Annotated in this window: 24 protein-coding genes; 10 read left to right on the plus strand and 14 right to left on the minus strand. The window is 75.4% G+C overall.

Annotation, left to right across the window (positions count from 1 at the left end; all coding sequences use genetic code 11):
- The first annotated feature begins 62 nt into the window (after window positions 1–62).
- Window positions 63–506, plus strand: a complete 444-nt coding sequence (locus tag JOE38_RS12635; RefSeq protein WP_204576604.1) for an SRPBCC family protein — start codon at window positions 63–65, stop codon at window positions 504–506.
- On the opposite strand, the gene JOE38_RS12640 is transcribed toward JOE38_RS12635, so the two are convergent.
- A complete protein-coding gene (locus tag JOE38_RS12640; RefSeq protein WP_204576605.1) occupies window positions 503–2,155 on the minus strand; it encodes a histidine-type phosphatase in 1,653 nt (550 codons plus the stop codon). The genes JOE38_RS12635 and JOE38_RS12640 overlap by 4 nt on opposite strands.
- Before the next feature lie 197 nt (window positions 2,156–2,352).
- Here JOE38_RS12640 and JOE38_RS12645 point away from each other — a divergent pair, with 197 nt between their 5' ends.
- Window positions 2,353–3,282, plus strand: a complete 930-nt coding sequence (locus JOE38_RS12645; protein ID WP_204576606.1) for an AEC family transporter — start codon at window positions 2,353–2,355, stop codon at window positions 3,280–3,282.
- A gap of 18 nt (window positions 3,283–3,300) precedes the next feature.
- Here JOE38_RS12645 and JOE38_RS12650 read toward each other — a convergent pair whose 3' ends face one another.
- The 3 genes from JOE38_RS12650 to JOE38_RS12660 all read right to left on the minus strand — a co-directional run bounded on the left by JOE38_RS12650 (window position 3,301) and on the right by JOE38_RS12660 (window position 5,256).
- Window positions 3,301–3,456: a hypothetical protein gene (locus JOE38_RS12650; RefSeq protein ID WP_204576607.1), complete on the minus strand. Its 156-nt coding sequence runs from the start codon at window positions 3,454–3,456 to the stop codon at window positions 3,301–3,303.
- A 136-nt stretch (window positions 3,457–3,592) separates the two neighbouring features.
- Window positions 3,593–4,285, minus strand: a complete 693-nt coding sequence (locus JOE38_RS12655) for a DJ-1/PfpI family protein (RefSeq protein WP_204576608.1) — start codon at window positions 4,283–4,285, stop codon at window positions 3,593–3,595.
- Window positions 4,282–5,256, minus strand: a complete 975-nt coding sequence (locus JOE38_RS12660) for an NAD-dependent epimerase/dehydratase family protein (protein WP_204576609.1) — start codon at window positions 5,254–5,256, stop codon at window positions 4,282–4,284. Before JOE38_RS12660 ends, JOE38_RS12655 begins: the two co-directional genes overlap by 4 nt.
- 66 nt (window positions 5,257–5,322) lie before the next feature.
- On the opposite strand from JOE38_RS12660, the gene JOE38_RS12665 reads away from it, so the two are divergent.
- Entirely contained in the window at window positions 5,323–5,715 is a 393-nt protein-coding gene (locus JOE38_RS12665) for a cytidine deaminase (RefSeq protein WP_204576610.1), read from the plus strand.
- 201 nt (window positions 5,716–5,916) lie between these two features.
- On the opposite strand, the gene JOE38_RS12670 is transcribed toward JOE38_RS12665, so the two are convergent.
- Genes JOE38_RS12670 through JOE38_RS12680 form a run of 3 tightly spaced genes read right to left on the minus strand, consistent with a single transcriptional unit; the run spans window position 5,917 to window position 7,974 of the window.
- On the minus strand, window positions 5,917–6,621 hold the full coding sequence (locus tag JOE38_RS12670; protein WP_204576611.1) for a hypothetical protein: 705 nt from the start codon (window positions 6,619–6,621) through the stop codon (window positions 5,917–5,919).
- Window positions 6,622–6,654: 33 nt separating this feature from the next.
- Complete coding sequence (locus JOE38_RS12675; RefSeq protein ID WP_204576612.1) at window positions 6,655–7,530, minus strand: endo alpha-1,4 polygalactosaminidase; 876 nt, start codon at window positions 7,528–7,530, stop codon at window positions 6,655–6,657.
- Window positions 7,531–7,539: 9 nt separating this feature from the next.
- Window positions 7,540–7,974 carry an ASCH domain-containing protein gene (locus JOE38_RS12680; protein WP_204576613.1) on the minus strand — a complete coding sequence of 145 codons (435 nt, stop codon included), beginning with the start codon at window positions 7,972–7,974 and terminating at the stop codon, window positions 7,540–7,542.
- 104 nt (window positions 7,975–8,078) lie between these two features.
- Here JOE38_RS12680 and JOE38_RS12685 point away from each other — a divergent pair, with 104 nt between their 5' ends.
- The gene (locus JOE38_RS12685) at window positions 8,079–8,987 is read left to right on the plus strand and encodes an SDR family oxidoreductase (protein WP_204576614.1); all 909 of its coding nucleotides are present in this window, start codon (window positions 8,079–8,081) and stop codon (window positions 8,985–8,987) included.
- A 38-nt stretch (window positions 8,988–9,025) separates the two neighbouring features.
- On the opposite strand, the gene JOE38_RS12690 is transcribed toward JOE38_RS12685, so the two are convergent.
- The gene (locus JOE38_RS12690; RefSeq protein WP_204576615.1) at window positions 9,026–9,595 is read right to left on the minus strand and encodes an MOSC domain-containing protein; all 570 of its coding nucleotides are present in this window, start codon (window positions 9,593–9,595) and stop codon (window positions 9,026–9,028) included.
- Between the two features lie 178 nt (window positions 9,596–9,773).
- On the opposite strand from JOE38_RS12690, the gene JOE38_RS12695 reads away from it, so the two are divergent.
- The gene (locus JOE38_RS12695; RefSeq protein ID WP_239544829.1) at window positions 9,774–11,405 is read left to right on the plus strand and encodes a sensor histidine kinase; all 1,632 of its coding nucleotides are present in this window, start codon (window positions 9,774–9,776) and stop codon (window positions 11,403–11,405) included.
- Between the two features lie 401 nt (window positions 11,406–11,806).
- The gene (locus JOE38_RS15815; protein WP_239544830.1) at window positions 11,807–12,328 is read left to right on the plus strand and encodes an Hpt domain-containing protein; all 522 of its coding nucleotides are present in this window, start codon (window positions 11,807–11,809) and stop codon (window positions 12,326–12,328) included.
- 175 nt (window positions 12,329–12,503) lie between these two features.
- Here JOE38_RS15815 and JOE38_RS12705 read toward each other — a convergent pair whose 3' ends face one another.
- The 6 genes from JOE38_RS12705 to JOE38_RS12730 form a co-directional block, all read right to left on the minus strand.
- Window positions 12,504–13,379, minus strand: coding sequence for a response regulator transcription factor (locus JOE38_RS12705; RefSeq protein ID WP_204576618.1), 876 nt, complete (start codon window positions 13,377–13,379; stop codon window positions 12,504–12,506).
- A gap of 128 nt (window positions 13,380–13,507) precedes the next feature.
- Entirely contained in the window at window positions 13,508–14,110 is a 603-nt protein-coding gene (locus JOE38_RS12710; protein ID WP_204576619.1) for a hypothetical protein, read from the minus strand.
- Window positions 14,111–14,198: 88 nt separating this feature from the next.
- Window positions 14,199–15,035, minus strand: a complete 837-nt coding sequence (locus tag JOE38_RS12715; protein ID WP_204576620.1) for an exodeoxyribonuclease III — start codon at window positions 15,033–15,035, stop codon at window positions 14,199–14,201.
- 47 nt (window positions 15,036–15,082) lie between these two features.
- Complete coding sequence (locus JOE38_RS12720; protein WP_204576621.1) at window positions 15,083–15,493, minus strand: hypothetical protein; 411 nt, start codon at window positions 15,491–15,493, stop codon at window positions 15,083–15,085.
- Window positions 15,477–16,133 (minus strand): Asp23/Gls24 family envelope stress response protein, encoded by a 657-nt coding sequence (locus tag JOE38_RS12725; protein WP_239544831.1) that lies wholly within the window; start codon window positions 16,131–16,133, stop codon window positions 15,477–15,479. The genes JOE38_RS12720 and JOE38_RS12725 overlap by 17 nt, the downstream gene beginning before the upstream one ends.
- Window positions 16,124–16,678: an RNA polymerase sigma factor gene (locus JOE38_RS12730; RefSeq protein WP_204576622.1), complete on the minus strand. Its 555-nt coding sequence runs from the start codon at window positions 16,676–16,678 to the stop codon at window positions 16,124–16,126. The genes JOE38_RS12725 and JOE38_RS12730 overlap by 10 nt, the downstream gene beginning before the upstream one ends.
- 132 nt (window positions 16,679–16,810) lie before the next feature.
- Between JOE38_RS12730 and JOE38_RS12735 the strand changes: the two genes are divergently transcribed.
- The 4 genes from JOE38_RS12735 (at window position 16,811) to JOE38_RS16050 (ending at window position 21,030) form a co-directional block, all read left to right on the plus strand.
- Window positions 16,811–17,269 (plus strand): Asp23/Gls24 family envelope stress response protein, encoded by a 459-nt coding sequence (locus JOE38_RS12735; protein ID WP_204576623.1) that lies wholly within the window; start codon window positions 16,811–16,813, stop codon window positions 17,267–17,269.
- A 114-nt stretch (window positions 17,270–17,383) separates the two neighbouring features.
- On the plus strand, window positions 17,384–18,319 hold the full coding sequence (locus JOE38_RS12740) for an NAD(P)-dependent oxidoreductase (RefSeq protein WP_239544832.1): 936 nt from the start codon (window positions 17,384–17,386) through the stop codon (window positions 18,317–18,319).
- A 66-nt stretch (window positions 18,320–18,385) separates the two neighbouring features.
- Entirely contained in the window at window positions 18,386–18,940 is a 555-nt protein-coding gene (gene pyrE / locus JOE38_RS12745; RefSeq protein WP_204576624.1) for an orotate phosphoribosyltransferase, read from the plus strand.
- Window positions 18,940–21,030: a septum formation family protein gene (locus JOE38_RS16050; RefSeq protein WP_204576625.1), complete on the plus strand. Its 2,091-nt coding sequence runs from the start codon at window positions 18,940–18,942 to the stop codon at window positions 21,028–21,030. Before pyrE ends, JOE38_RS16050 begins: the two co-directional genes overlap by 1 nt.
- Window positions 21,031–21,039: the final 9 nt, after the last annotated feature.

A 21,039-nucleotide genomic window follows, 5' to 3' on the forward strand; every position in this document is an offset into this window, starting at 1 on the left:
ACTGCGTGTGACGCCGTCGTCCGGATCGGGCGGCGGCGTCCTCGCATCCGCAGGAGGTCGCCGTGTCCGAGCCCATCGTCATCACCCGCACGTTCGCGGCCCCGAGGGAGCGCGTGTTCGACGCGTGGACCACGCCGGCCGACTTCTCCGCCTGGTTCGGCACCGCCGCGGTCGACGTGCCGCTCGACACCCTGCGCATGGACGTGCGCGTCGGCGGCGCGTGGAGCGCGGTGATGCGCCTGCCCGACGGCGGATCCATCGACTGGGCGGGGGAGTACGTCGAGCTCGACCGGCCGTCGCGCATCGCGATGACGCTGACCGACCGGCCCGCCGAGCCCGCGGGCGAGCCGCTCACGGTCGACCTCGAGGAGGTCGCGGGCGGCGCCACGTGCATGACCATGACGCAGCGCGCGGGCGAGTTCACGCCCGAGCAGCGCGAGATGACGATCCAGGGCTGGAGCGCCTTCTTCGACGTGATGGAGGGGCTGGTGGCGCCGGGCGCCTAGCGCGGATCGGCGGCGGGTCGGTCCTTCCGCGGCCGCCGCACCACGCCCACCGCGGTGATCCCCGCCGCGCCGAGCGCGATGGCGAGGACGGCCAGGAACGGCAGCTCGTCGGCCGACATGCCCGTGGCCGCGAGGGTGTCGCCGCGCGCGGCGGAGGCGTCGGCGGCGGCGAGCTCGGCGGGCGAGCCCGGGAGCCGACCGGGGTCGGACGCGCCGGGCGCGGTCGTCCCGGGATCCACCGCGGCGGCGCCCGTGAGGCAGCGGCGCACCTCGGCCGTGTCGTAGAACAGCGAGCCCGGGGCGATGGGCGTGCAGCCCGCGCGGAACGGGATCGCCTTCTCGTCGTAGAGCATCCGCACGATGGCGCGGCCGCTCGCGTCGCGGAAGACGTCCCACTGCACGTTCGCGGCCATCGGTGTGACGGTCTCGCCGCGCCAGGCGTTCGTCGCGTACGTGTACGGGGCCTCCGGGGTCACGGGCTGCGTCGAGCCGGGCAGGCCGAGGAGGGCCGCGAACGGGATGATCGTCTCGGCGTGCGCGAAGCGGAAGGTCGCGGCCGTGGAGGATCCGGCGAGCCGCGCGTCCATCGAGTCGAGGAAGTCGTCGAGGAGCGGCGTGGCCATCCTGTACGTGATGTCGCTGCCCTGGAACGCCGGGCCCTTCGAGTAGAAGTCCTCCGCGTCGAGCAGGTAGGCGAACCACTCGGTGTCCGCGTCGTCGCCCGCGAAGTAGCGGTCGAAGTCGACGCTGACCTCCTCCGTCATGTCGGGCGCGATGATGTAGAGGTTGTAGAGCATCATCGCGGCGTCGAGCTCGTCGTCGACGTGGGTGCCGCCGTCGCCGCCGTCGACGAAGTGGAACTGCCCGGCCGCGAGGCGGTCGACGAAGGCGGGCGTGTAGACGCGCTCGAGCAGGCGGCGGGCGGCCTCGTGGCTGCGGGGCTGGGCGTGGATCGCATCCACCGCGGCGGTCACCGCGGGCCCGTCCTCGTACGCCTGGTAGTCGGCGTTGGCGGCCGACTTGTGGAAGTAGAGCGTGTCGGGGTCCTTCTGGATGTCCTTCGGCAGGTGCGAGGCGAGGAGCGGATCCGCTCGCTTCAGGCCCTCGGCGAACGCCTTGCCGGATGCGGTGGCGCGCGCCTCGCCCGAGCTCTCGAGCGCGACGGTGTCGGATCCCGCGTCGATCCCGGCGAAGAGCGACGGCAGCCGCTCGACCACGCGCGCGCCGATGCCGCGGTGCTGGTCGGCGCCCTGGCCCGTGAGGTTGCCGTAGCCGAGCTTCTTGTTCGCGGCCGTGAGCTTCGCCACCTCCGGGCCGAGGGTCCGGCCGAGCGACGTCAGCGCGCCCTCGGATCGCGCCTGCTCCCACACCTGCGTGGTGAGGGAGTCGTACTTGAAGCTCGACAGGGCGCGGGATCCGTGGCGCGCGACCGACTCCGTGTAGACGGGCGCGAACCCGGCGGGCGCGGGCGCGAGGTCGGCCGCGGTGCCCTGCGGCTGGTACGGGGTCTTGCTGCTGTAGTACGTGCGGCCGGCCGCGCCGGTGCCGGTCGCGGCGAGCGCCGGGAGGGCGGATCCGCCGGCGGCGATCCCGAGGGCCAGCGCGAGCGCGACGGAGGCGGACAGGCGGCGGCGGGTGCGGAGGCGCATGGGTTCCTGGCGGAGCGGGCGCGGCGCGGGGTGCGCGCGGCGGCGGGTGCGGGTCGGTCGCGGGCGCGACGGGGGCGACGCTAGGCGGATCGCATGACGCGGCGGTGTCCCGGCGCTGAACGGGCGGGGTGACGGCCGCGCGCCGGAGCGGGCCCCGGGCGCCCGTAGGGTGGGAGGACGCGGGCGAGGGGAGTCGGATGATCGGGGTGCTGACCGGCTTCGCCATCATCGGCTTCATCATCGCCGTGGGCTACGGCGTCGGCCGCTCCGGGATCGCGGGGCCCGGCGCCCAGCACTCCCTCAACCGCGTCGCGTTCTTCGTCGCGACGCCCGCGCTGCTGTTCACGGTGCTGGCGAAGGCCGACCTGCACGTCGTGTTCTCGGCGTTCCTGCTCACGTCGGCGAGCGCGGTGGCGGTCGCGGCGATCCTCTACCTGGTCGTGGCGCGGATCCTCTTCCGCCGGCCGGTCGCGGAGACCACCATCGGCGCGGCGTCCGCGAGCTACGTCAACGCCAACAACATCGGCCTGCCGGTCGCGATCTACGTGCTCGGCGACGCCCAGCTCGTCGCGCCCGTGCTGCTGCTCCAGCTGCTGGTGCTCGCGCCGACCACGCTCACGGTGCTCGACATCTCGAGCCGCGGATCCGCGTCGGTGGTCGGGATCCTCACGCAGCCGCTGCGCAACCCGATGATCATCGCGTCGATGCTCGGCATCCTCATCGCGATCACCGGGCTGCAGGTCCCCGACGCGATCTACGAGCCCTTCCGGCTGATCGGCGGCGCGGCGATCCCCATCGTGCTGATGGCGTTCGGCATGTCGCTCGTGGGGCGGAAGCCGCTCGCGCCGGGATCCGGTCGCGGCGAGATCATCGTGGCCTCGGTGATCAAGACGGTGGTGATGCCGCTCGCCGCGTTCCTGCTCGCGCGGTTCGCGTTCCACCTTGACGCGCCGCAGACGTTCGCGGCGACCGTGATCGCGGGCCTGCCGACCGCGCAGAACATCTTCAACTTCGCGTCGCGCTACGAGCGCGGCGTGGTGCTCGCGCGCGACACCGTGCTGATCACGACGGTCGCGTCGATCCCGGTGCTGCTGGTGATCGCGGCGCTGCTGGCGCCCGGGACCTAGCGGCCCCGGGCTCGCGACCTAGCGGCGACCGGTGGAGGCGCGCTGGGCGGCGCGCTTCTGCGAGCGCTTCGCCATCTGCGCCTTGCCCTTGGCCATGGCGGCCTTGCCCTGACGGCTGCGCAGGAACTTCCGGATGACGGGGACGGCGACGAACAGGAAACGGATCAGCGGCATGGTGCTCCTCGGGGGATCTGCGCGGATCGGTGGACCCCCGCCCTGACGACCCTGCCAGGTCCGGGCGCGCGCGACCGGGATCGGGGGCGGATGCGACGGGGAGCGGCCAGGCGGGGCGGGACGACGGGACCGGCGGTCAGCCCGCGTCGCCCAGCCGCTCGGCCGCACGGACGACGAGCGGTGCGCGCTCACGCCGGGCGTGGGCCATCGCCTCCTCGACCTGCGCCGGGTCGGCCTCGGGGCGCGACGGGTGCCCCGCGTCGAACGGCGGCCGCGGGTCGTACTCGAGGGCCAGCTGGATCGCGCGGGCCTCCGCGTCGCCCGCGATCTCCGCCGCGAGCACCAGCGCCGCGTCGATGCCGCTCGTCACGCCGCCGCCCGTGATCAGGTTCCCGTCCCGCACGACGCGCTCGGCCACGGGGATCGCGCCCAGCAGCTCGAGCAGCGGATGCGAGGCCCAGTGGGTCGTGGCCCGGCGCCCGCGGAGGAGGCCCGCGGCGCCGAGCGCGAAGGCCCCGGTGCAGACCCCGAGCACGTGCCTGGCGCCCGCCGCCTGCCGCTCGATGAACGCGACGGCCTCGGCGTCGGCCATGAGGTCGAAGGCACCGCGGCCGCCGGGCACGAGGAGCACGTCGGCCTGCGGGGCGTCGGCGAACGAGGTAGTCGGCAGGAGCGCGAAGCCGCTGTCGGTCGGGACGGGCTCGATGCGGTGCCAGGCGAGGTCGACCACGGCGCCGGGGAGCCGGGACAGCACCTGCACCGGACCGGTGAGGTCGAGCTGGGTCACGTGCGGGAAGACGAGCGAGACGATGCGCAGGGGTGCGGTCATGCCCCGATGATCCCCGGTGCCGCGGCGGATCCGTCGCGGACCCACGCGACCTCGGCGCGCAGCAGCTCCGCGCCCGGCCCGACGGGGGCGTAGCCGAGCGCGAGGGACGCGCGCGTGTCGAGCACGATCGGGTGCGCGGCGGCCCACGGGTGGGCGCCGCCGTCGACGCCCGGCGCCAGCGGCACGATGCGTCCGCGCCAGCCGAGCTCGTCGGCGATCACGGCGACGATCTCGGCGGCCGTGAGCGGATCCGGGTCGGCGGAGTGGAGGATCCGCGCGCCGGGCACGTCGGCGACCCGCGCGATGAGCGCCGCCGCGTTCGCCGCCGCGGTGAGGTGGTCGACGGACGCGCCGCGGTCGGCCAGCTCGATGGTCTCCGCGCCCGCGAGCATCCGCTCGGCGATCGCTCGGGTGCGGGCGTTCCTGGCCCACCTGCCGTGCACCTTGGACGGGCGGATCACCGTCACCGGCAGCCCGCTGTCGAGGGCCGCCCGCTCCACGGCGACCTTCGAGGGCGCGTAGCCCTCGCGCGTGAAGGGGTCGGTGCCGGGGGCGGCGGTCGGGAGCGTCGGGCCGTCCTCGGGGATCGGGACGGGGAAGCGCGGCGGCTCGTCGCCGTTGACGTGCCGGCCCGCGTCGTCGACGTGCACGGCGCGGGAGGAGGCGACGACGACGGATCCGCTCGCCCGCATCGCCGGCAGCAGCGCCTGGACGTCGGCCGCCGTGAACGCGACGAGGTCGACGAGCAGGTCGACGCCGTCGCCGGTCAGCCGCTCGATGCCGCGGGCGTCGGCGCGGTCGACGGCGTGGAAGCGCACGCCGAGGTCGGCGAGGGCGGCGGGCATGGCGAGCGGATCGCGGCCCGTCACGTCGACCGACCACCCGTCGCGCGCCAGTCGCTCGGCCGTCGCGCCGCCGATCGCGCCGGTCCCGCCGAGGACGAGGGCGCGACGCGCAGAGGAGGAGGGCATGGTCGTCGAGCCTAGGGGGAGGCGCGAGCGAGGCGTGACGGAGCATCGGTCCGCCAGGATGGGCGCATGCGCCTCCACGACTCCGAGGTCCGGCTGATCGACGCCGCAGAGGCCCTCGCCCGGACGCTCGGCGCGGACCCGGACCACACCATGGCGGCGGCGGCCCTCGACGTCGCCGGCCGGATCCACACCGGCGTCAACGTCTTCCACTTCACGGGCGGCCCGTGCGCGGAGCTCGTCGCGCTGGGCGCCGCCGCCGCCGCGCACGCGGGACCGCTCGTCGCGATGGCGGCGGTGGGCGACGGCGGTCGCGGGATCGCCCCGCCCTGCGGCCGGTGCCGCCAGGTGATGCTGGATCTCCAGCCCGGCATCCGCGTGGCCGTGCCCGGCGTCGACGGACCCGAGATGATCGCGATCCGCGACCTGCTGCCGGTCTCCTATTCGCTGCCCGACGCGTAGGCGACCGGGATCGCGTGCGGAGAGCGCGCGTGCCGCGACGGCGGCGCGTGGTGGAGAGCTCCGGAAATCGAACCAGACGAGGCACCCCGATAGGTGCGCTCCCCGAATGGAAGACAACCTAGCGGATCCGACAGGGCCGCCGCACGTCGGCCGCCGCCGCGCTCGGGATGCCGGCGTCGCGACGCCGGTGGGGAGGGAGCGTCAGCCGCCGACGGTCCGGACCCGCACCGTCTCGCCGTCGTCCTCCAGCTCGAACGCCAGCGTGGTGCCCAGGGGGAACGCGTCGCGGAGCTCCTGCGGCTGGTCGGCGGTGACGACGACGGCCGTGCGCGCGGGGACGGCGCCCGTGGCGCAGCCCTCGGGGCCCTCGACCGAACCGTCCTGCTTCGCCGGGCCGGCCACCAGGCAGACCTCCTCCGCGCCCGTCCTCGCCTCGACCCTCGGCACGCGTCCGACCGAGATCCCGTGGAACGTGGCGAAGAGCGAGCCGGGCGCGATGGATCCCGTGTCGACCGAGAGGTAGGTCGCGTTGTCCGGCACCGGCGGCGGCTCCAGCTCCAGCATCGCGACCGTGCCGCGCTCCTCGCCGAGCCACCAGGCGGTGCCACCCGCGGCGGCGACCGCGACGATCACGAGGGAGGCGGCCCAGGCGGCGACGAGGCGCGGGCGGATGCGCGGGCTGCGTCGCACGCGCCGGGGAGGTGCCGCGTCGGATCCGCCGTCGCGCGGGGCGGTCTCACGAGTGCCGTCCGGCTCGCCCCGATCAGGATCCGCCGAGGACGCCGCACCCCGCCCCTCGAGCTCGCGCAGCCGCGCGGATGCGGCGGCGTCGCGCGGATCCCGATCCGGCCCGAAGACGCGGCGGCGCAGCTCCGCGATCTCCGCCCGCCGGTCGTCGTCGTCCATCCCCGCATCGTGTCACGGGGCGGGCGATCCCGCTCAGCAGGCCGCGAACGCGTACCCGTCCTCGCTCGCGGGCACGAGGTCGCGGTCGCGCACGATGGCGCGGGGCGCGGGATCCAGCGCCAGGATCCGCGCGCACACCTCGTCGGCCGTGCCGCGCAGGTCGTCGGTGTACTCGACGTCGAGCACGTGCGGCCCGTAGACCGCCGTGTAGTCGGCGCACTCCTTCCAGCGGTCGCACTCCTCGGCGATGGCGAAGTCGAAGCCGGCCTCGTCGCGACCGCGGGACCCGATGTCGGTGGTGTTCTTCTGCGCGACGGCGAGGCCGCGGTCGTGCGCGTGATCCACGAGCAGAGTCGCGAGGGCCAGCGCGTCGTCCGCATCCAGGGCGCCCGCGGAGCGGTACCAGGAGTCGAGGTTGTCGAACTCGACCGCCTGGAACCCGGCGTCGGCGCAGCGGTCGACCGTCGTCGCCTGCCGGGCCGCGATGGCCGTGCGCTTCTGGGCGGTCGAGGTGTCGAGGATGAACTCGTCGTCCCAGTTCGGATCCACGAGCGGCCCGTCGTCGCCCTGCACCAGCAGGTCGTCGGGCCAGGTCTCGCCCGGCTGGGTCTGGAAGCCGTTCACGTAGCAGACGCCGTACGCGCCGCCGGCGGGCTCGTCCGTGCTGTCGCGGACGACGATGCCCGCGCCCGCCGGCACGGGGGAGGCGCCGCCGAGCTGGTAGTCGAAGCCCGTGCCGACGGGCGGCAGGGTGACGGCCGCGGTCGTGTCGGCCGCGAGCACGCCGGTCGTCGCGGCGGATGCGGCGGCTCCCGCCGACGCGGTCCCGGGACGCGGATCCGCCGTCGCGCAGCCGGAGAGGACGACGAGGGCGGCGGTCGCGAGGGCGGCGGAGAGGAGGTGGCGCATGATCCGACCCTAGGCGGGGCGATCCACGGTGCCCACCACCCGGAAGCGCTCCAGCACGATCTCGGTGTCGTCGTCGAGCCGGAACCCGGCGGGCAGTTCGGCCGCGACCTCGGCCGAGGCCCAGAACCCCTCGTGCCCGGCGCGCCACTCCGCCACCGTGGTGAATCCCTCGCCCTCGTCCACCGCGTGCGCGAGCGGCACGTCCGCGAGCCGCGCGACCTCCACGGCCGTCGTCTCGACCACGAGCACCGGACGCCCGGCGGAGTCGACGACGGCGCCGCGGGATCCGACGACCGGCAGCTCCTCGTCGTCGGCGTCGTACTGGACGAGCAGCGAGCTCGTCGAGGTCTTCTCGCCCGACACGATCGCGGCCACGAGCTGATCCCGCAGCGGCCCCGGGAACGCGAACTCGACGGGCGGGAGGTCGGCGTCGGGCGTCGTCATGCGTCGAGCGTAGGAGCCGGACGCCGGACGCCGCGCCCGGACGCCGCGCACCCGCCGGGCCAGGCTGGACGTGACCCCACGATCCCCGAACGAAGGCGCAGCGCATGAGCGAGATCCGCAACTCCGGCAACCAGTACGAGATCCAGGACCCGATCGCGCAGTACCCGTCCCCGCCGTTCCCGCAGCAGGAGCAGACGGGCCCCGGCGACGAGAAGCGCTTCGAGCCGACGCCCGACCACGGCCAGGACAGCTACGTCGGCTTCGGCCGCCTGGCGGGCCGCAGGGTCCTCATCACGGGCGCCGACTCCGGCATCGGGAAGGCCGTCGCCATCGCGTTCGCGCGCGAGGGCGCCGACATCGCGCTCAACTTCCTCGACGAGGAGCTCGAGGACGCGCGCGACACCGCGTCCACGATCGAGGCCGACGGGCGCACCGCCGCGCTCGTGCCCGGCGACATCTCCGACGAGACCGCGTGCCAGGACATCGTGCAGGCGTCCGTCGCGGCGCTCGGCGGGCTCGACTGCCTCGTGATGGTCGCGGGCTACCAGCGCAACGAGGACGACATCCTCGACCTCGACTCCGAGCAGCTCGACCGCACGATGAAGACCAACGTCTACTCGCTGTTCTGGCTGAGCAAGGCCGTGATCCCGCACCTCCCGAAGGGCGGCAGCATCATCACGACGAGCTCCTCGCAGGCGTACCAGCCGAGCCCCGACAAGATCGACTACGCCGTCTCCAAGGGCGCGATCCGCAACTTCACGCAGGGGCTCGCGCAGCAGCTCGCGCCGAAGGGGATCCGCGTCAACTCGGTCGCGCCCGGCCCGTTCTGGACCGTGCTGCAGCCCGTCGGCCAGTCCGCGTCGGACGTGGAGGAGTTCGGATCCCAGTCGGTCTACGGCCGCCCCGGCCAGCCCGCGGAGATCGCCGCGACCTACGTGTTCCTCGCGAGCCAGGAGTCGAGCTTCACGAGCGGCGAGACGATCGCGGTCACGGGCGGCACGCCCGTCCACTGACCCGGGACGCAGCCGCCGGGGAGAGGCGGCGGGGCGCGTCAGAACAGGCGCGCCCCGTCGTCCACGTCCTCGTCGCCGAGCGGGCGCTCGGTGCGGAGCACGGCCGGGCCCACCGTGAGGATCCCGTCGCCGAGCGGCTCGCAGCGCACCCCGCCGCGGCCGCGGAGCGCGCGGAAGGCGCCGGGCGCGAGCATCACGTCCATCCACGCGCACGGGTTCGCCGGGCGGTGGCCCTGGAACTCGACGGGCCCGTCGCCGGAGTCGATGCTGAAGCGCATGCCCCGCAGCCGGTCCACGTCCGCGCCGCGCAGCAGCACGTTGCGCCGGGTGTCGACGGGATCCAGGCCCGCGTCGACCCCGAGCTCCGCCGCCACGCGCTCCACCGACTCGACGGCCATCACCGTGACCGCCGCCGTGCGGTGCGCGCGCTGGCCGAAGTACCGGTCGCCGACGATCCCGAGGCCCGCGCGCACGCGCACCGACGACCGCGACGGCGGCTCGCCCGGCTCGTCACGCGGGCCGTCGGACGGGCGTCCCTCCAGCCGGTGCACCGGCGAGGCGACGAGGAACGCGATCTCCACGCGGTGCTCGTGCGGGAGATCGGCCATCCGGGAATCGTACGTGCCCATAGCACGGGGTACGTCGGCCCCGGGCGGACGCTCCACTCGTGGCTAGGATCGATGGGCGGGACGGGGTGACCGCATCCTGGGGGGTCACGTGGGCGAGCTTGCTCCCTCCGACGTGCGGCCTGGCGCCGGCTCCCGAGCGCAGTCGACGTTCCGCAGCATGACGCTCTCCAAGCCGCTGCACGCGCAGCTGCCCTTCATCCTGAGCCTCGCCGTGGTCGCCATCGTCGCGGGCGCGGACGACCTCGGCTCCCTGGCGGATCCCGGGTTCGTGGCGGGGACCGTCATCGCCGCGATCGTCACGATCATCGCGGCCGTCGTCCCCTGGGAGCGCATCGACTCCGACTGGGTGGCCGTGCTGCCGATGCTCGACTTCGCGGCGCTCGCCCTCTGCCACGACGCGATCGCCGACCAGGTGCCGTCGACCGCGTTCCTCCTCGTGTTCCCCGTGATCTGGCTGGCGTACTCCTTCGCCCTGCACGTCCTGTGGCTCGGCGCCCTCGGCACGGCGTCGGTGCTGGCGCTGCCCTACCTCCGGACGGGCACCCTGCCGGAGGGCGCGACCGGCTGGTCGCACCTCGTCGTGCTCCCGCTCGTGATGCTCCTCGTGGCCGTCGCCGTGAACCTGCTCGCGCAGCAGCTCATCCGGCAGCACGCGCGCCTGGAGGAGATGCAGCTCGAGCTGACCGGCACGCTCGTCGACCTGCAGGAGCGCAACACGATCATCGACGGCGTGCTCGACGCGATCGACGACACGGTCGTCGTCCTCGACGCCGGCGGGCGGATCATGATGCGCAACCGCGCCGCTCAGGAGCTCATGGCGCTCGCCGGCCCGGCCGACGCGGACGACCCGATGCTCGGCATCCACGTCTACGAGGAGGACCGCACCACGCTCGTGCCGCCCGAGCGCCAGCTCGTGGCCCGGGCCCGCGCCGGCGAGACCGTCGGGCGGGAGGTCTACTGGGTGGGCGACGGCGGCGCGCAGAAGGCCGTGCTCGCCTCGCTCTCGCCGCTCGTGGACGAGTCCGGGCGGGTGTTCGGCACGGTCGTCATCAGCACCGACGTCACGGCGCTCGCGCTCGCGGTCACCGAGCGCGAGGACTTCGTGGCGAGCGTCTCGCACGAGCTGAAGACGCCGCTCACCTCGATCCTCGGCTACGTCGAGCTCATCGCCGACGACCTCGTCGAGGACGACATCGACGACCGGATCACCGCGGCCCGCCTCGCGATCGTGGAGCGCAACGCGCAGCGCCTCCTCGGCCTCATCGGCGACCTCCTCACGGCGGCGCAGCACCGGCTCGCCGTCAACCGCAACCTCGTCGACGTGGGCGAGATCGTCGAGAACGCGCTCGACGTGATCCGCCCCCACGCGAAGGCGAGCGGCGTCACGCTGATCGAGCCGGAGTACGAGGAGCTGGTCGCCGAGGTCGACGCCGTGCGCATCGGCCAGGTGCTCGACAACCTGCTCAGCAACGCGGTGAAGTACACGCCGGAGGGCGGCACGGTCACCACCGAGGTGGACGTCGACGGCGACCACCTCCGCCTCTGCGTGACCGACGACGGCGTGGGCATGTCGGCGGAGGACACCGCGCAGCTGTTCACGCGCTTCTTCCGCACCAACTCGGCCCGCGCGAGCACGGTCGCGGGCGTGGGGCTCGGCCTCAGCATCACCCGCTCGATCGTGGAGGCGCACGACGGGTCCATCGAGGTGGAGAGCGCCGTCGGCACGGGCACCACGATGCGCGTGCGGCTGCCGCTGCGCGTCGGCGGTGCCACATCCCGCCCGACTTGAGCTGATCTTGTCCCCACCTTGATCCGATCCGGCATCCGGCGGTGTCACGCTCGGAGGACGACGGGGCCACCCGTCCGACACGAGCGATCGAAGGACCGGATGATCCCCCACGACCACCCCGCGAGCGGCACCCGAGCCGCGCGCACCGGGTGCCGTGCCGGATCCACGGATGCGCGGCCGGTGCCCGACGGCGGCCTCCCCGGTCCTTCGGATCGTCTCGTCGGCGGCCGGGCGTGAACGCCCATGCCGCCCGTGTCCCGCAGCTCCCCCCGCTCCTCGACGTCCGCGTCCTGGAGCAGCTGCTGGTCGAGCTGTCGGATGAGCCCGGCCCCGCCCGTCTGTCCGTCGTCCCCGCGACGGGCACTCCCGCTCCGCCCCCCGGTGTTCCCGCGCCGGGCGGCGTGACCCCGCCGCGCGGCCACCCCGAGCCGCGCCGCGGGACCCCGTCGTCCGGATCCCCCCTCCCGGACGACCGCCTCGCGACCCGCGGTGCCCCCGCACCGGGTCGCGGGCAGGCGCCGGCCGGATCCCCCCGTCCGGTCGGCGCCCCCGCCTCCGCCTCCGCTCCCGCTCCCGCTGAGCCGACCTGCCCCGGCGCGCTCACCGACGGGCAGCACGCCTGCGTCGACTTCCTGCGCTTCTTCGTCGACCTGTGGCCGAGCCGCTGGGACCGCCTCGACACGGCCGTGCGCGCCGGCGACCGGCCGGCGGCGCTCGACGCGTGCCTGAGCGTGAAGAGCTCGGCGGCGATGGTCGGCGCGCTCCTGCTCAGCGACGTCGCGGCGCACCTCGAGCGGGCCATCCGCTCCGCCGACCACGCCCGCGCCCAGGCGATGCTGCCGGAGCTCGGCGAGGTGGGCGAGCGGAGCATGGACGCGATGCGGTCCTGGATCCGCGCGGAGCAGGGGCACCCGCCCGACTAGACCCGTGCGCGAGGCAGCCCCGACGGCCCGCGCGCACGCCCGACCGGCTCCCGCGACAGGCCGGTCGGAGGAACGGAGCGGGATCCCACCCGAGGGGACCCCGATCCACGGCGCAGCTGCCGCGGGACCGACCGGTCCCGCGGCAGCCCCAGGACGCCCGTCGGCGCTCGGCGGCTCAGTCGCGCGGCGGCGCGAGCCGGTAGCCGACGCCGCGCACCGTCTGGATCCACCGCGCCTCGCGCGGGTCGTCGTGCAGCTTCCGGCGCAGGTTGCCGAGGTGCACCTCGACCGCGCGCTCCTCCGGCTCGGTGGAGGAGGCGACGGCGTAGGAGCCGCTGCGGATGTCGCGCACGAGGTCGCCCTTGGTGCGCACGCGCCCCCCGCTCGCGAGGATGGACGCGAGCAGGTCGAACTCGGTGCGCGTGAGGTCGACCGGCTCGCCGTCGACCGTGACGTGGCGCGTGCCCTCGTCGAGCTCGAGGCCGTTGTGGCGCAGGACGTCCTCGTCCGCGGACGCGGGTTCGGTCGGCGCCGTCGCCGGGACGACGGGCGTGGCGGCGGGGGCCTCGGGCTGCGCCGGCTCCTCCGCCTCGACGGCGGGGCTCGGGGTGCTCGGAGCGCTCGGGGCGCTCGGCGCCGCCGGGACGCCGGCCGCGGGGGTCGCCGTCGCGTCCCCGCCGCCGCGCGGTCGCCGCATCATCGCGGAGATGCGCGCGCGGAGCTCGCGCGGACGGAACGGCTTCACGATGTAGTCATCCGCGCCGGCCTCGAGCCCGAGCAGGGTGTCGACCTCCTCGCCCTGCGCGGTGAGCATCACGATGTAGGCGTCGCTCACGAGGCGGATGCGGCGCGCGGCCTCGAAGCCGTCGAAGTCGGGCAGGCCCACGTCGAGCGTGATGACGTCCGGGGAGACCTCCGCGGCCAGACGCACGCCGTCGGTCGCGGTGCCGGCGGAGTGCACCTCGAAGCCGCCCTGGCGCAGGACCACCTCGAGCAGCTGGCGAATGTCGCCGTCGTCCTCGATGACCAGAGCCACACGTCCGCTGTCCACTACCGCCCCCTCGCCTGCCGCACGAGCGGCCGATCCCCCGGATCCGCGTCAGGCGCCGGACTCCCCACGCTAGCGGACCGCCGAGACCCCGCCGCCGCCGCGGCGGGATGGGGTACGGGCGATCGGGATCAGGTGACGGGGGAGGAGCCGGGCACGGCGACGAGCACGAGCACGGCGCCGAGGATGTACGCCGCGAGCGACGCGCCCACGCCGATCAGCAGCACCAGCCACGGCCGGGTGCGCCCGCGGATCATGCCGACGAGCGCGACGATCACCGCGATCCCCGTGAGCAGCAGCGGGCCCGCGACAGCGGTCCCGTAGCCGATGGTGAAGAGCGAGTCGCGGCAGACGTAGGCGTCCACGTCGCACGCGTCGGTGACGAAGATGAGGCCGAGCCCGAGGGCCGCGATGCTGCCGCCCACGACGGCGGCGACGAGCATCGAGACGAGCGTGGTGACGAGGACGCGGCGGTCGATCCGGCGGATCCAGCGGGGCACCCAGTCGGGGCCGGCGGGATCCTCGTCGCGGACGGCGGAGCCGGCGCGTCCGGCCCCTCCGCGGCGAGGCGCCTCCTCGTCCGACGCGTCGCGTCCGCGTCCGCGGGGGAGCGTCGGCAGGGCGATCCGCGGCACCTCCGGCAGGCGGCGCCGTCGAGCCGGCGGGGCGGCGGCGCGGCGTCCGCGGGCGGCGCGGCGGCCGGGGGCCGGGGTCGCGTCGTCGTCGGGGGTCACGGCACGAGACTACGGGGCGCGTGCGGCGGGGCGGGAATCGGCCGGGGCGGGAGGAGCGGGCGCGGCCGTGCCGCGCGGGCCCGGCGGATCAGAAGATCATCGGCCGGTCGTCGTCGAGCTCGGTCTCCACGTCGAGGTCCACGGCCACCGGCACGTGGTCGCTCGGGCCGTCGCCCTTGCGCTCGTCGCGGTGGATCCGCGGCGCGCCCACGAGCTCCTGGAACCGGTCGTTCCCGAGGATGAAGTCGATCCGCATGCCCTCGTTCCGCGGGAACCGCAGCTGCTGGTAGTCCCAGTACGTGTATCCCTCGGGGATCGAGGGACGCACGACGTCCGCGAGGCCGGCGTCGAGGAACGCGGCGAAGGCGGCGCGCTCGGGCGCGGATGTGTGGGTCTTGCCCTCGAAGAGCGCGGGATCCCACACGTCGGTGTCGAGCGGCGCCACGTTCCAGTCGCCCATGAGCGCGAGCGGGGTGGCGGGATCCGCGGCGAGCCAGGCGCGCGTGTCGGCCGCGAGCGCCCCGAGCCACTCGAGCTTGTAGGAGTAGTGCGGATCGTCGAGGCCGCGGCCGTTGGGGACGTAGAGGCTCCAGAGGCGGACGCCCGCGACGGTCGCGCCCATCGCGCGCGCCTCGAGCGGCGGCTGCCCGGAGGCGTCGGGCTTGCCGAAGCGCGGCATCCCCTCGAACGTCGTCACGACGTCCTCGAGCGGCAGGCGGCTCGCGATCGCGACGCCGTTCCACTGGCTGAGCCCGTGCACGGCGACCTCGTAGCCGGCCTCCTCGAACGCCTGCATCGGGAACTGCTCCGGCTTGCACTTGATCTCCTGCATGGCCAGCACGTCGACGTCCTCGCGCACGAGCCAGTCGACGACGCGGCCCACGCGGGTGCGGATGGAGTTGACGTTCCAGGTGGCGACGCGCATGCGTCCACGGTACCGGGAGCGGGCCGGGCGGCCGTCCGCGCGGAGGGTCAGCCGATGCTGCCGACGCGCACCGTGACGGCCGCGAGCGCGGCGGCCTCGGGGCCCACCGACTCGGCGAGGCTCGCGCGGATCGCGTCGACGGCGGCGCGCGCGGTGTCGCTCGCGCGGCTCGACGCGTCCACCGCGATGGACGCCTCGACGAGCACGGTGCCCTCGCCGGTCTCGACGGTGACGAGCTGCTCGGTCGCCGTGGAGGATCCGGCCACGACGCCCTCGACCACCTGCTGGGCGGCCAGCAGGATCGGCGAGCGCGGCGCATAGACGTCGGCCACGCCCGCGACGCCGCGGAGCACGGCGGTCAGGTCGCGCGACAGGTCGGCCGGGGAGGGGAGCGGCACGGGGACGGGCGCGGGCAGCGGCGCGGGCACGGCGGCCGACGCGTCATCGTCGAGGGTCATCTCCGGCCTCCTCCTGCACGGGACGCGCCTGCACGTCCACCACGGTCACGTCGATGCCCTCGACGCTCAGCTCGGTGTGCCGGAGCAGGGCCGCGTGGACCCGCTCGCGCACGCGCTGCGCGAGCTCGGGCAGCGGTTCCCCCCACACGACGCTCAGGGTGAGCGCCACCCGCACGGGCTCGCCGGCGCGCGTGACGTCGCCGTCGAGCGTGCACCGGCCGACGAGGACGCCCGGCACCTCGTCGCCGGCCTGCCGCACCAGGGTGCGCACGGCGCCCTCGGTGAGCGCGAGGCTGACGGCCGGGTCCGGGTGGGAGAGCGGGATGTCGCGCCCGGCGCGCGACTCGCGGCTGATGTGGGCGAGCACGCCGCGGAAGAAGTCGTCGCCCGGGGCGTCGGCCTCCTCCGCCTCGACCTGCACGAGCTCGCGGCCGAGGTCGCGCATGTGCTCGAGGGCGCGCAGCGCGTTGCGGGTCTCGGGGTCGTCCTCGTAGGCGGCGATGCGCGGGGTGCGCCCGCGGTCGAGGTAGTCGGCGAGGGCGGCCATGTCGAGGGGCGCGCCGTCGGCGTCGAGCGCGGGTGCGGGATCCACGGGCAGGCGCTCCCCGGGATCGCCGGGTCCGGTGACGCTCATCGCCATGCCTCCATGCTCGTCATCACGGTGGTGCGCGCCCGGGACAGCCGGCCGCGCACGGTCGAGGGCGTCGCGCCCAGCTTCTCCGCGATCTCCTCGTAGGAGAAGCCTCCCACCTCGCGCAGCATCCACACCTCGCGCTGCTCGCGGGGCAGCGCGTCGAGGACGCCGGCCAGCGCGCGCATCTGCGACGACGTCTCGGCGTCGCGCTCCGGGGAGGTGAGGCGGTCGGCGATCTCGTGGTCGTCGATGTCGTCGACCGGTCGGCGAGCGCGGATCCGGTCGATGGACTTGCGGCTGACGATCTGCAGCAGCCAGCTCTTCACGCGGTCGGGCTTCTCGAGCGTCGGCAGGCGGTCCCACGCGGTGATGAGGGCCTCCTGCACGGCGTCGTCGGCGTCGGCGCGGGATCCGGTGAGGCGGATCGCGAAGGCGCGCATGTACGGAGCGTGCCGGCGCACCAGCACCTCGAAGGCCCGGGCGTCCCCGTCGGCCGCGCGCTCGGCGAGGATGCCGTCGCCCGCGTCCTGCAGCGAGGAGGAGAGGGCCATGCCGTACCTCCGTGTGCGCTGGGAGACGAGGCGGATCCGGGAGCGATCCGTGACGGACCACGCCGTCCGTGCGTCTCACCCATGACTACCACAGCAGCGCCCGGGCGACCGGGCATCTCGAGGAGGAACCGCATGAGCGACCAGAACACCAGCACCCCCGCCGACGTCACCCGCGTCGCGTCCACGAGCGCCGGGGTCACGGGGAGCGTCCTCGCCGAGGGCGACACCACCGTCACCGACGGCGTGATCGCCAAGGTCGCCGGCCTCGCGGTCCGCGACATCCCGGGCGTCCACGCGCTGGGCGGCGGCGCGGCCCGCGTCATCGGCCAGCTCCGCGACCGCATCGGCCAGACCGACCTCACTCAGGGCATCGCGGTCGACGCCCAGGAGGCGGGCGTCGCGTTCGAGGTGACCCTCGTCGCCGAGTACGGCGTGCCGCTCCAGGACATCGCGGCCGACGTGCGCGCCGCCATCTCCGACGCCGTGACCGAGCTCGTCGGCCGCCAGGTGACGCGCGTCGACGTCACGGTCGCCGACATCGTCATGCCCGGCGAGGGATCCGACGAGGCCGCCGAGGCGCCCGCCGTCTGACCCGTCTCCGCGTGCCCCGACGGGCCGCCTGTCCTGGCGACGGGCGGCCCGTCGCCGCGTCCGCGGACCGTCCGCGTCCGTCGTCCTCGCAGATCGCGGGCGTACCGTCGGGGGATGACCGACGACACCGCTGCTGCGCCCGCATCCACCCCCGCGTCCGACGGGCCGCCCCGCGTGGCGCTCCTCGGCACCGGGGTCATGGGCTCCGGCATGAGCCGCTCGATCCTCCGCGCCGGCCTCCCGCTCACGGTCTGGAACCGCAGCGCCGACAAGGCCGCGCCCCTCGCCGACGCCGGCGCGACCGTCGCCGAGAGCGCCGCGGACGCCGTGCGCGACGCGGACGTCGTCGTGATCATGCTGTTCGACCAGGACGCCGTCCTCGCGGTCCTCGCCGAGGTCGCGCCCGCGCTGCGTCCCGACGCCGTCGTGCTGCAGTCCTCCACGGTCGGGGTCGAGGGCACCCGCCGGATCGCCGCGCTCGCCGCCGAGCACGGCATCCGCTTCGTCGACGCGCCCGTGCTCGGCACGCGCGGCCCCGCCGAGCAGGGCCTCCTCGTGCACCTCGTCTCCGGATCCGAGGCCGACCTCGCCGTCGCCCGCCCCGTCCTCGAGGCGACCGGCTCGCGCACCGTGGTCGCCGGCACCGAGGCGGGTCCCGGATCCGCCCTCAAGCTCGCGTGCAACGCCTGGATCGCCTCCATCACCGCGGCCACCGGCCAGTCGCTCGGCCTCGCGCGCCTGCTCGGCGTCGAGCCGCGCCTCTTCCTCGACGCGATCGCGGGCGGCGCGGCCGACACCCCGTACGCGCACCTCAAGGGCGGCGCGATGCTGTCCGGCGAGCTCGCGCCGTCGTTCGCGCTCGACGGCCTGCTCAAGGACGTGACGCTGATGCTCGCCGCGCTCGACGGCGCCGACGCGCACGACTTCGACACGGCCATGCTCGAGGCGCTCCGCGAGACGTACGCGGAGGCGTCCGCGGCCGGCCACGGCGGCGACGACGTGGCCGCCGTCGGCACGGTGTTCGGCCTGCCGACGTCGTCCGACTCCTGATCCGGTCCGCGTCCCGCCCGCCCGTCGCACCGGGCGGCGCGGTTCCCCGCCCGTAGGATCGGCTGCGTGACGACCTCCGACGCCCGCCAGCAGCTCATCGCCCACATCAAGGAGGACGCCGTCTTCCACGGCGACTTCACCCTGACGAGCGGCAAGAAGGCCACCTACTACGTCGACCTCCGCCGCGTGAGCCTCGACCACCGCGTCGCGCCGCTCATCGGGCAGGTCATGCTCGACCTCATCGCGGACGTGCCCGACGTGGCCGCGGTCGGCGGGCTGACGATGGGCGCGGATCCCATCGCCGCCGCGATCCTGCACCAGGGCGCCGCGGTCGGCCGCGGCTACGACGCGTTCGTCGTCCGCAAGGAGCCGAAGGACCACGGCCGCGGCCGCCAGGTCGAGGGCCCGGACCTCCAGGGCAAGCGCGTCATCGTCGTCGAGGACACCTCCACCACCGGCGGATCCCCGCTGAAGGCCATCGAGGCGCTCGAGAAGGTGGGCGCGGAGATCGCCGCGGTCGCCGTGGTCGTCGACCGCTCGACCGACGCCCGCGAGGTGATCGAGGCCGCGGGCCACCGCTACCTGTACGCGATCGGCCTCGAGGACCTGGGGCTGGCCTAGTGAGCGCGGCGCCCGGCGGCGAGGGGACCGGATCCGGTCGCGACGACGACGACCCGTTCGCGGTCCGTCCCGCGACCGACGCCGACCGCGAGCGCCCCGCGCAGCCGCTGGCGCCCATCGGATGGGGTCGTTCGGCCGGCCGTGAGCCCGTGCCCGCGGAGCGGGACGCTCCTGAGGCCCAGGAGGCCGGGGTGGATCCCGCTCCCGCCGACCCGACGCCGCCCGCCGACGGCGACATCCTCGCGGGGATCGTCCCGCTCGACCCGACCGAGGACGACGCGCGCGTCGCCCCGCTCGACCAGGTGGATCCCGGCGAGGACCCCCAGGGCACCGACGCCGACCCCGAGGCGCCTGCGCCCGAGCCCGGAATCGCGGACGCGACCGTCGACGCGGGCGACGTGGAGTTCCCCGGCGAGCCCGACCCCGGATACGTGCCCGCCCCCGCGGACGACGCACCCGGCGAGCCGCTCACGGGCGAGGTGCTGTCCGGCGAGGTCGAGGCGGATCCCGCGCCGGTCGACGACGCCCCCGCCGAGCTGGTGCTCGAGCCGGTCGACGACGCGCGGGACGTGGCCCTGCCGGTCGCCCCGTCCGACGCGCCGGTGGTCGACGCGGAGCTCGTCGAGGATCCCGCCGACGAGGCCGAGGCCGAGGCCGAGGTCGACGCCCCCGACGGCTCCGTGCAGCTGACCCCGCTCCGCGACGAGCAGGCGGACGAGGACGCGGGGGTCGTCGACGACCCCGCCGGCCCCGCCGAGCACGAGGCCGAGCACGATGACGATGACGCGTCCCCGGCGCCGCTCGCTCCCGCGGCCGCCGCGGCGCGCGCCGCCGCGATGGCGTGGGCGTCTGGATCCGCCCCGGCCGCCGCGCCTGCCGCCGCCGCACCAGCCGGGCCGACCGACGCGGCGCCGACCGTGGATGTCGCGGAGACCGCGCCCGAGCCCGAGGTCACGCCGGAGCCGGAGGCGACGCCCGAGGCGACGCCCGAGCCGGAGACGGCAGTGCTGCCCTCGCCGGTGGTCGGATCGTCGGACGCCGACCGCGCACCCGAGCACGACGCCGCGCCCCGGGCCGACGCCGAGTCCGCCGACGCCCCGATCGCCCCCGCGTCGGAGGATGCCCCCGCCGAGCCCGTGGACGCCATCGACCTCCTCTTCGGCGACGTCGCGACGGATCCCGACGACGAGCGCGCCCCCGCCGTCGCGGATCCCGACGACGTCCGCGCAGGCGACTCCGAGGACACCGCCGCCGACGACCGCACGCGCGTCCTCCCCGCCGCCGGTGCTGCGGCTGCCGCGGCGGCCGCCGCCCCGCGCCCCGACAGGGACGCCCCCACGGTCGCCGTCCCGGCCGCCTCCCCGCGTCCGGATCCGACCCCGCGTCCCGCGCCCGTCCCGCCGCCGTACGCGGCCCCGCCCGCACCCCGGGCGCCGGCGCCCCGCGCACCTGTCCTCGACACAGCACGCGTCCCCGCACCTCCCGCCGCCCCGCCCGCGCGCGGACCCCGCGGCCCGCGTCGCACCGGCCTCTGGGTCGGCGGCGCGATCCTCCTGGTGCTGCTCCTCGTCGGCCTCTTCTACCTGGGCCAGCGCCTCGGATCCGGCGCCGCGCCCGACGCCGCCCCCGTCGCGACCGCGACCCCCGAGGCGACGCCCACCCCGTCGCCCACTCCCACGGATCCCGTGCAGGGCCCGGCCGCGGCCGGCACCCAGGCGTGGGACGCGCTGCTCGGCGGCGAGTGCATCGACCCTTACTCCACGCCGTGGGAGGAGGAGTACACGGTCGTCGACTGCGGCTCCGAGCACCACGCGCAGATGGTCGCCCGCGTCGCCCTGCCGCAGACGGGCGAAACGTTCCCCGGCGAGGACGCCGTGCGCGACTCCGCCGAGGAGCTCTGCATCGCCGACACCGTGATCGACTACGCGGCCGCCCGCGCCTACTCCGACGTGCAGTACCAGTCGGCGTACCCGATCACGCAGGACGAGTGGACCGCGGGCGACCGCGACGCGTACTGCTTCGTCTCGCGCGCCGGCGGCGGCACGTTCACGGGAAGCATCGGCGTCCCGCAGCCGCCCGTCGTCCCCTAGCCGGGTCCG

It is taken from the genome of Clavibacter michiganensis (assembly GCF_016907085.1).
Classification (GTDB): domain Bacteria; phylum Actinomycetota; class Actinomycetes; order Actinomycetales; family Microbacteriaceae; genus Clavibacter; species Clavibacter michiganensis_O.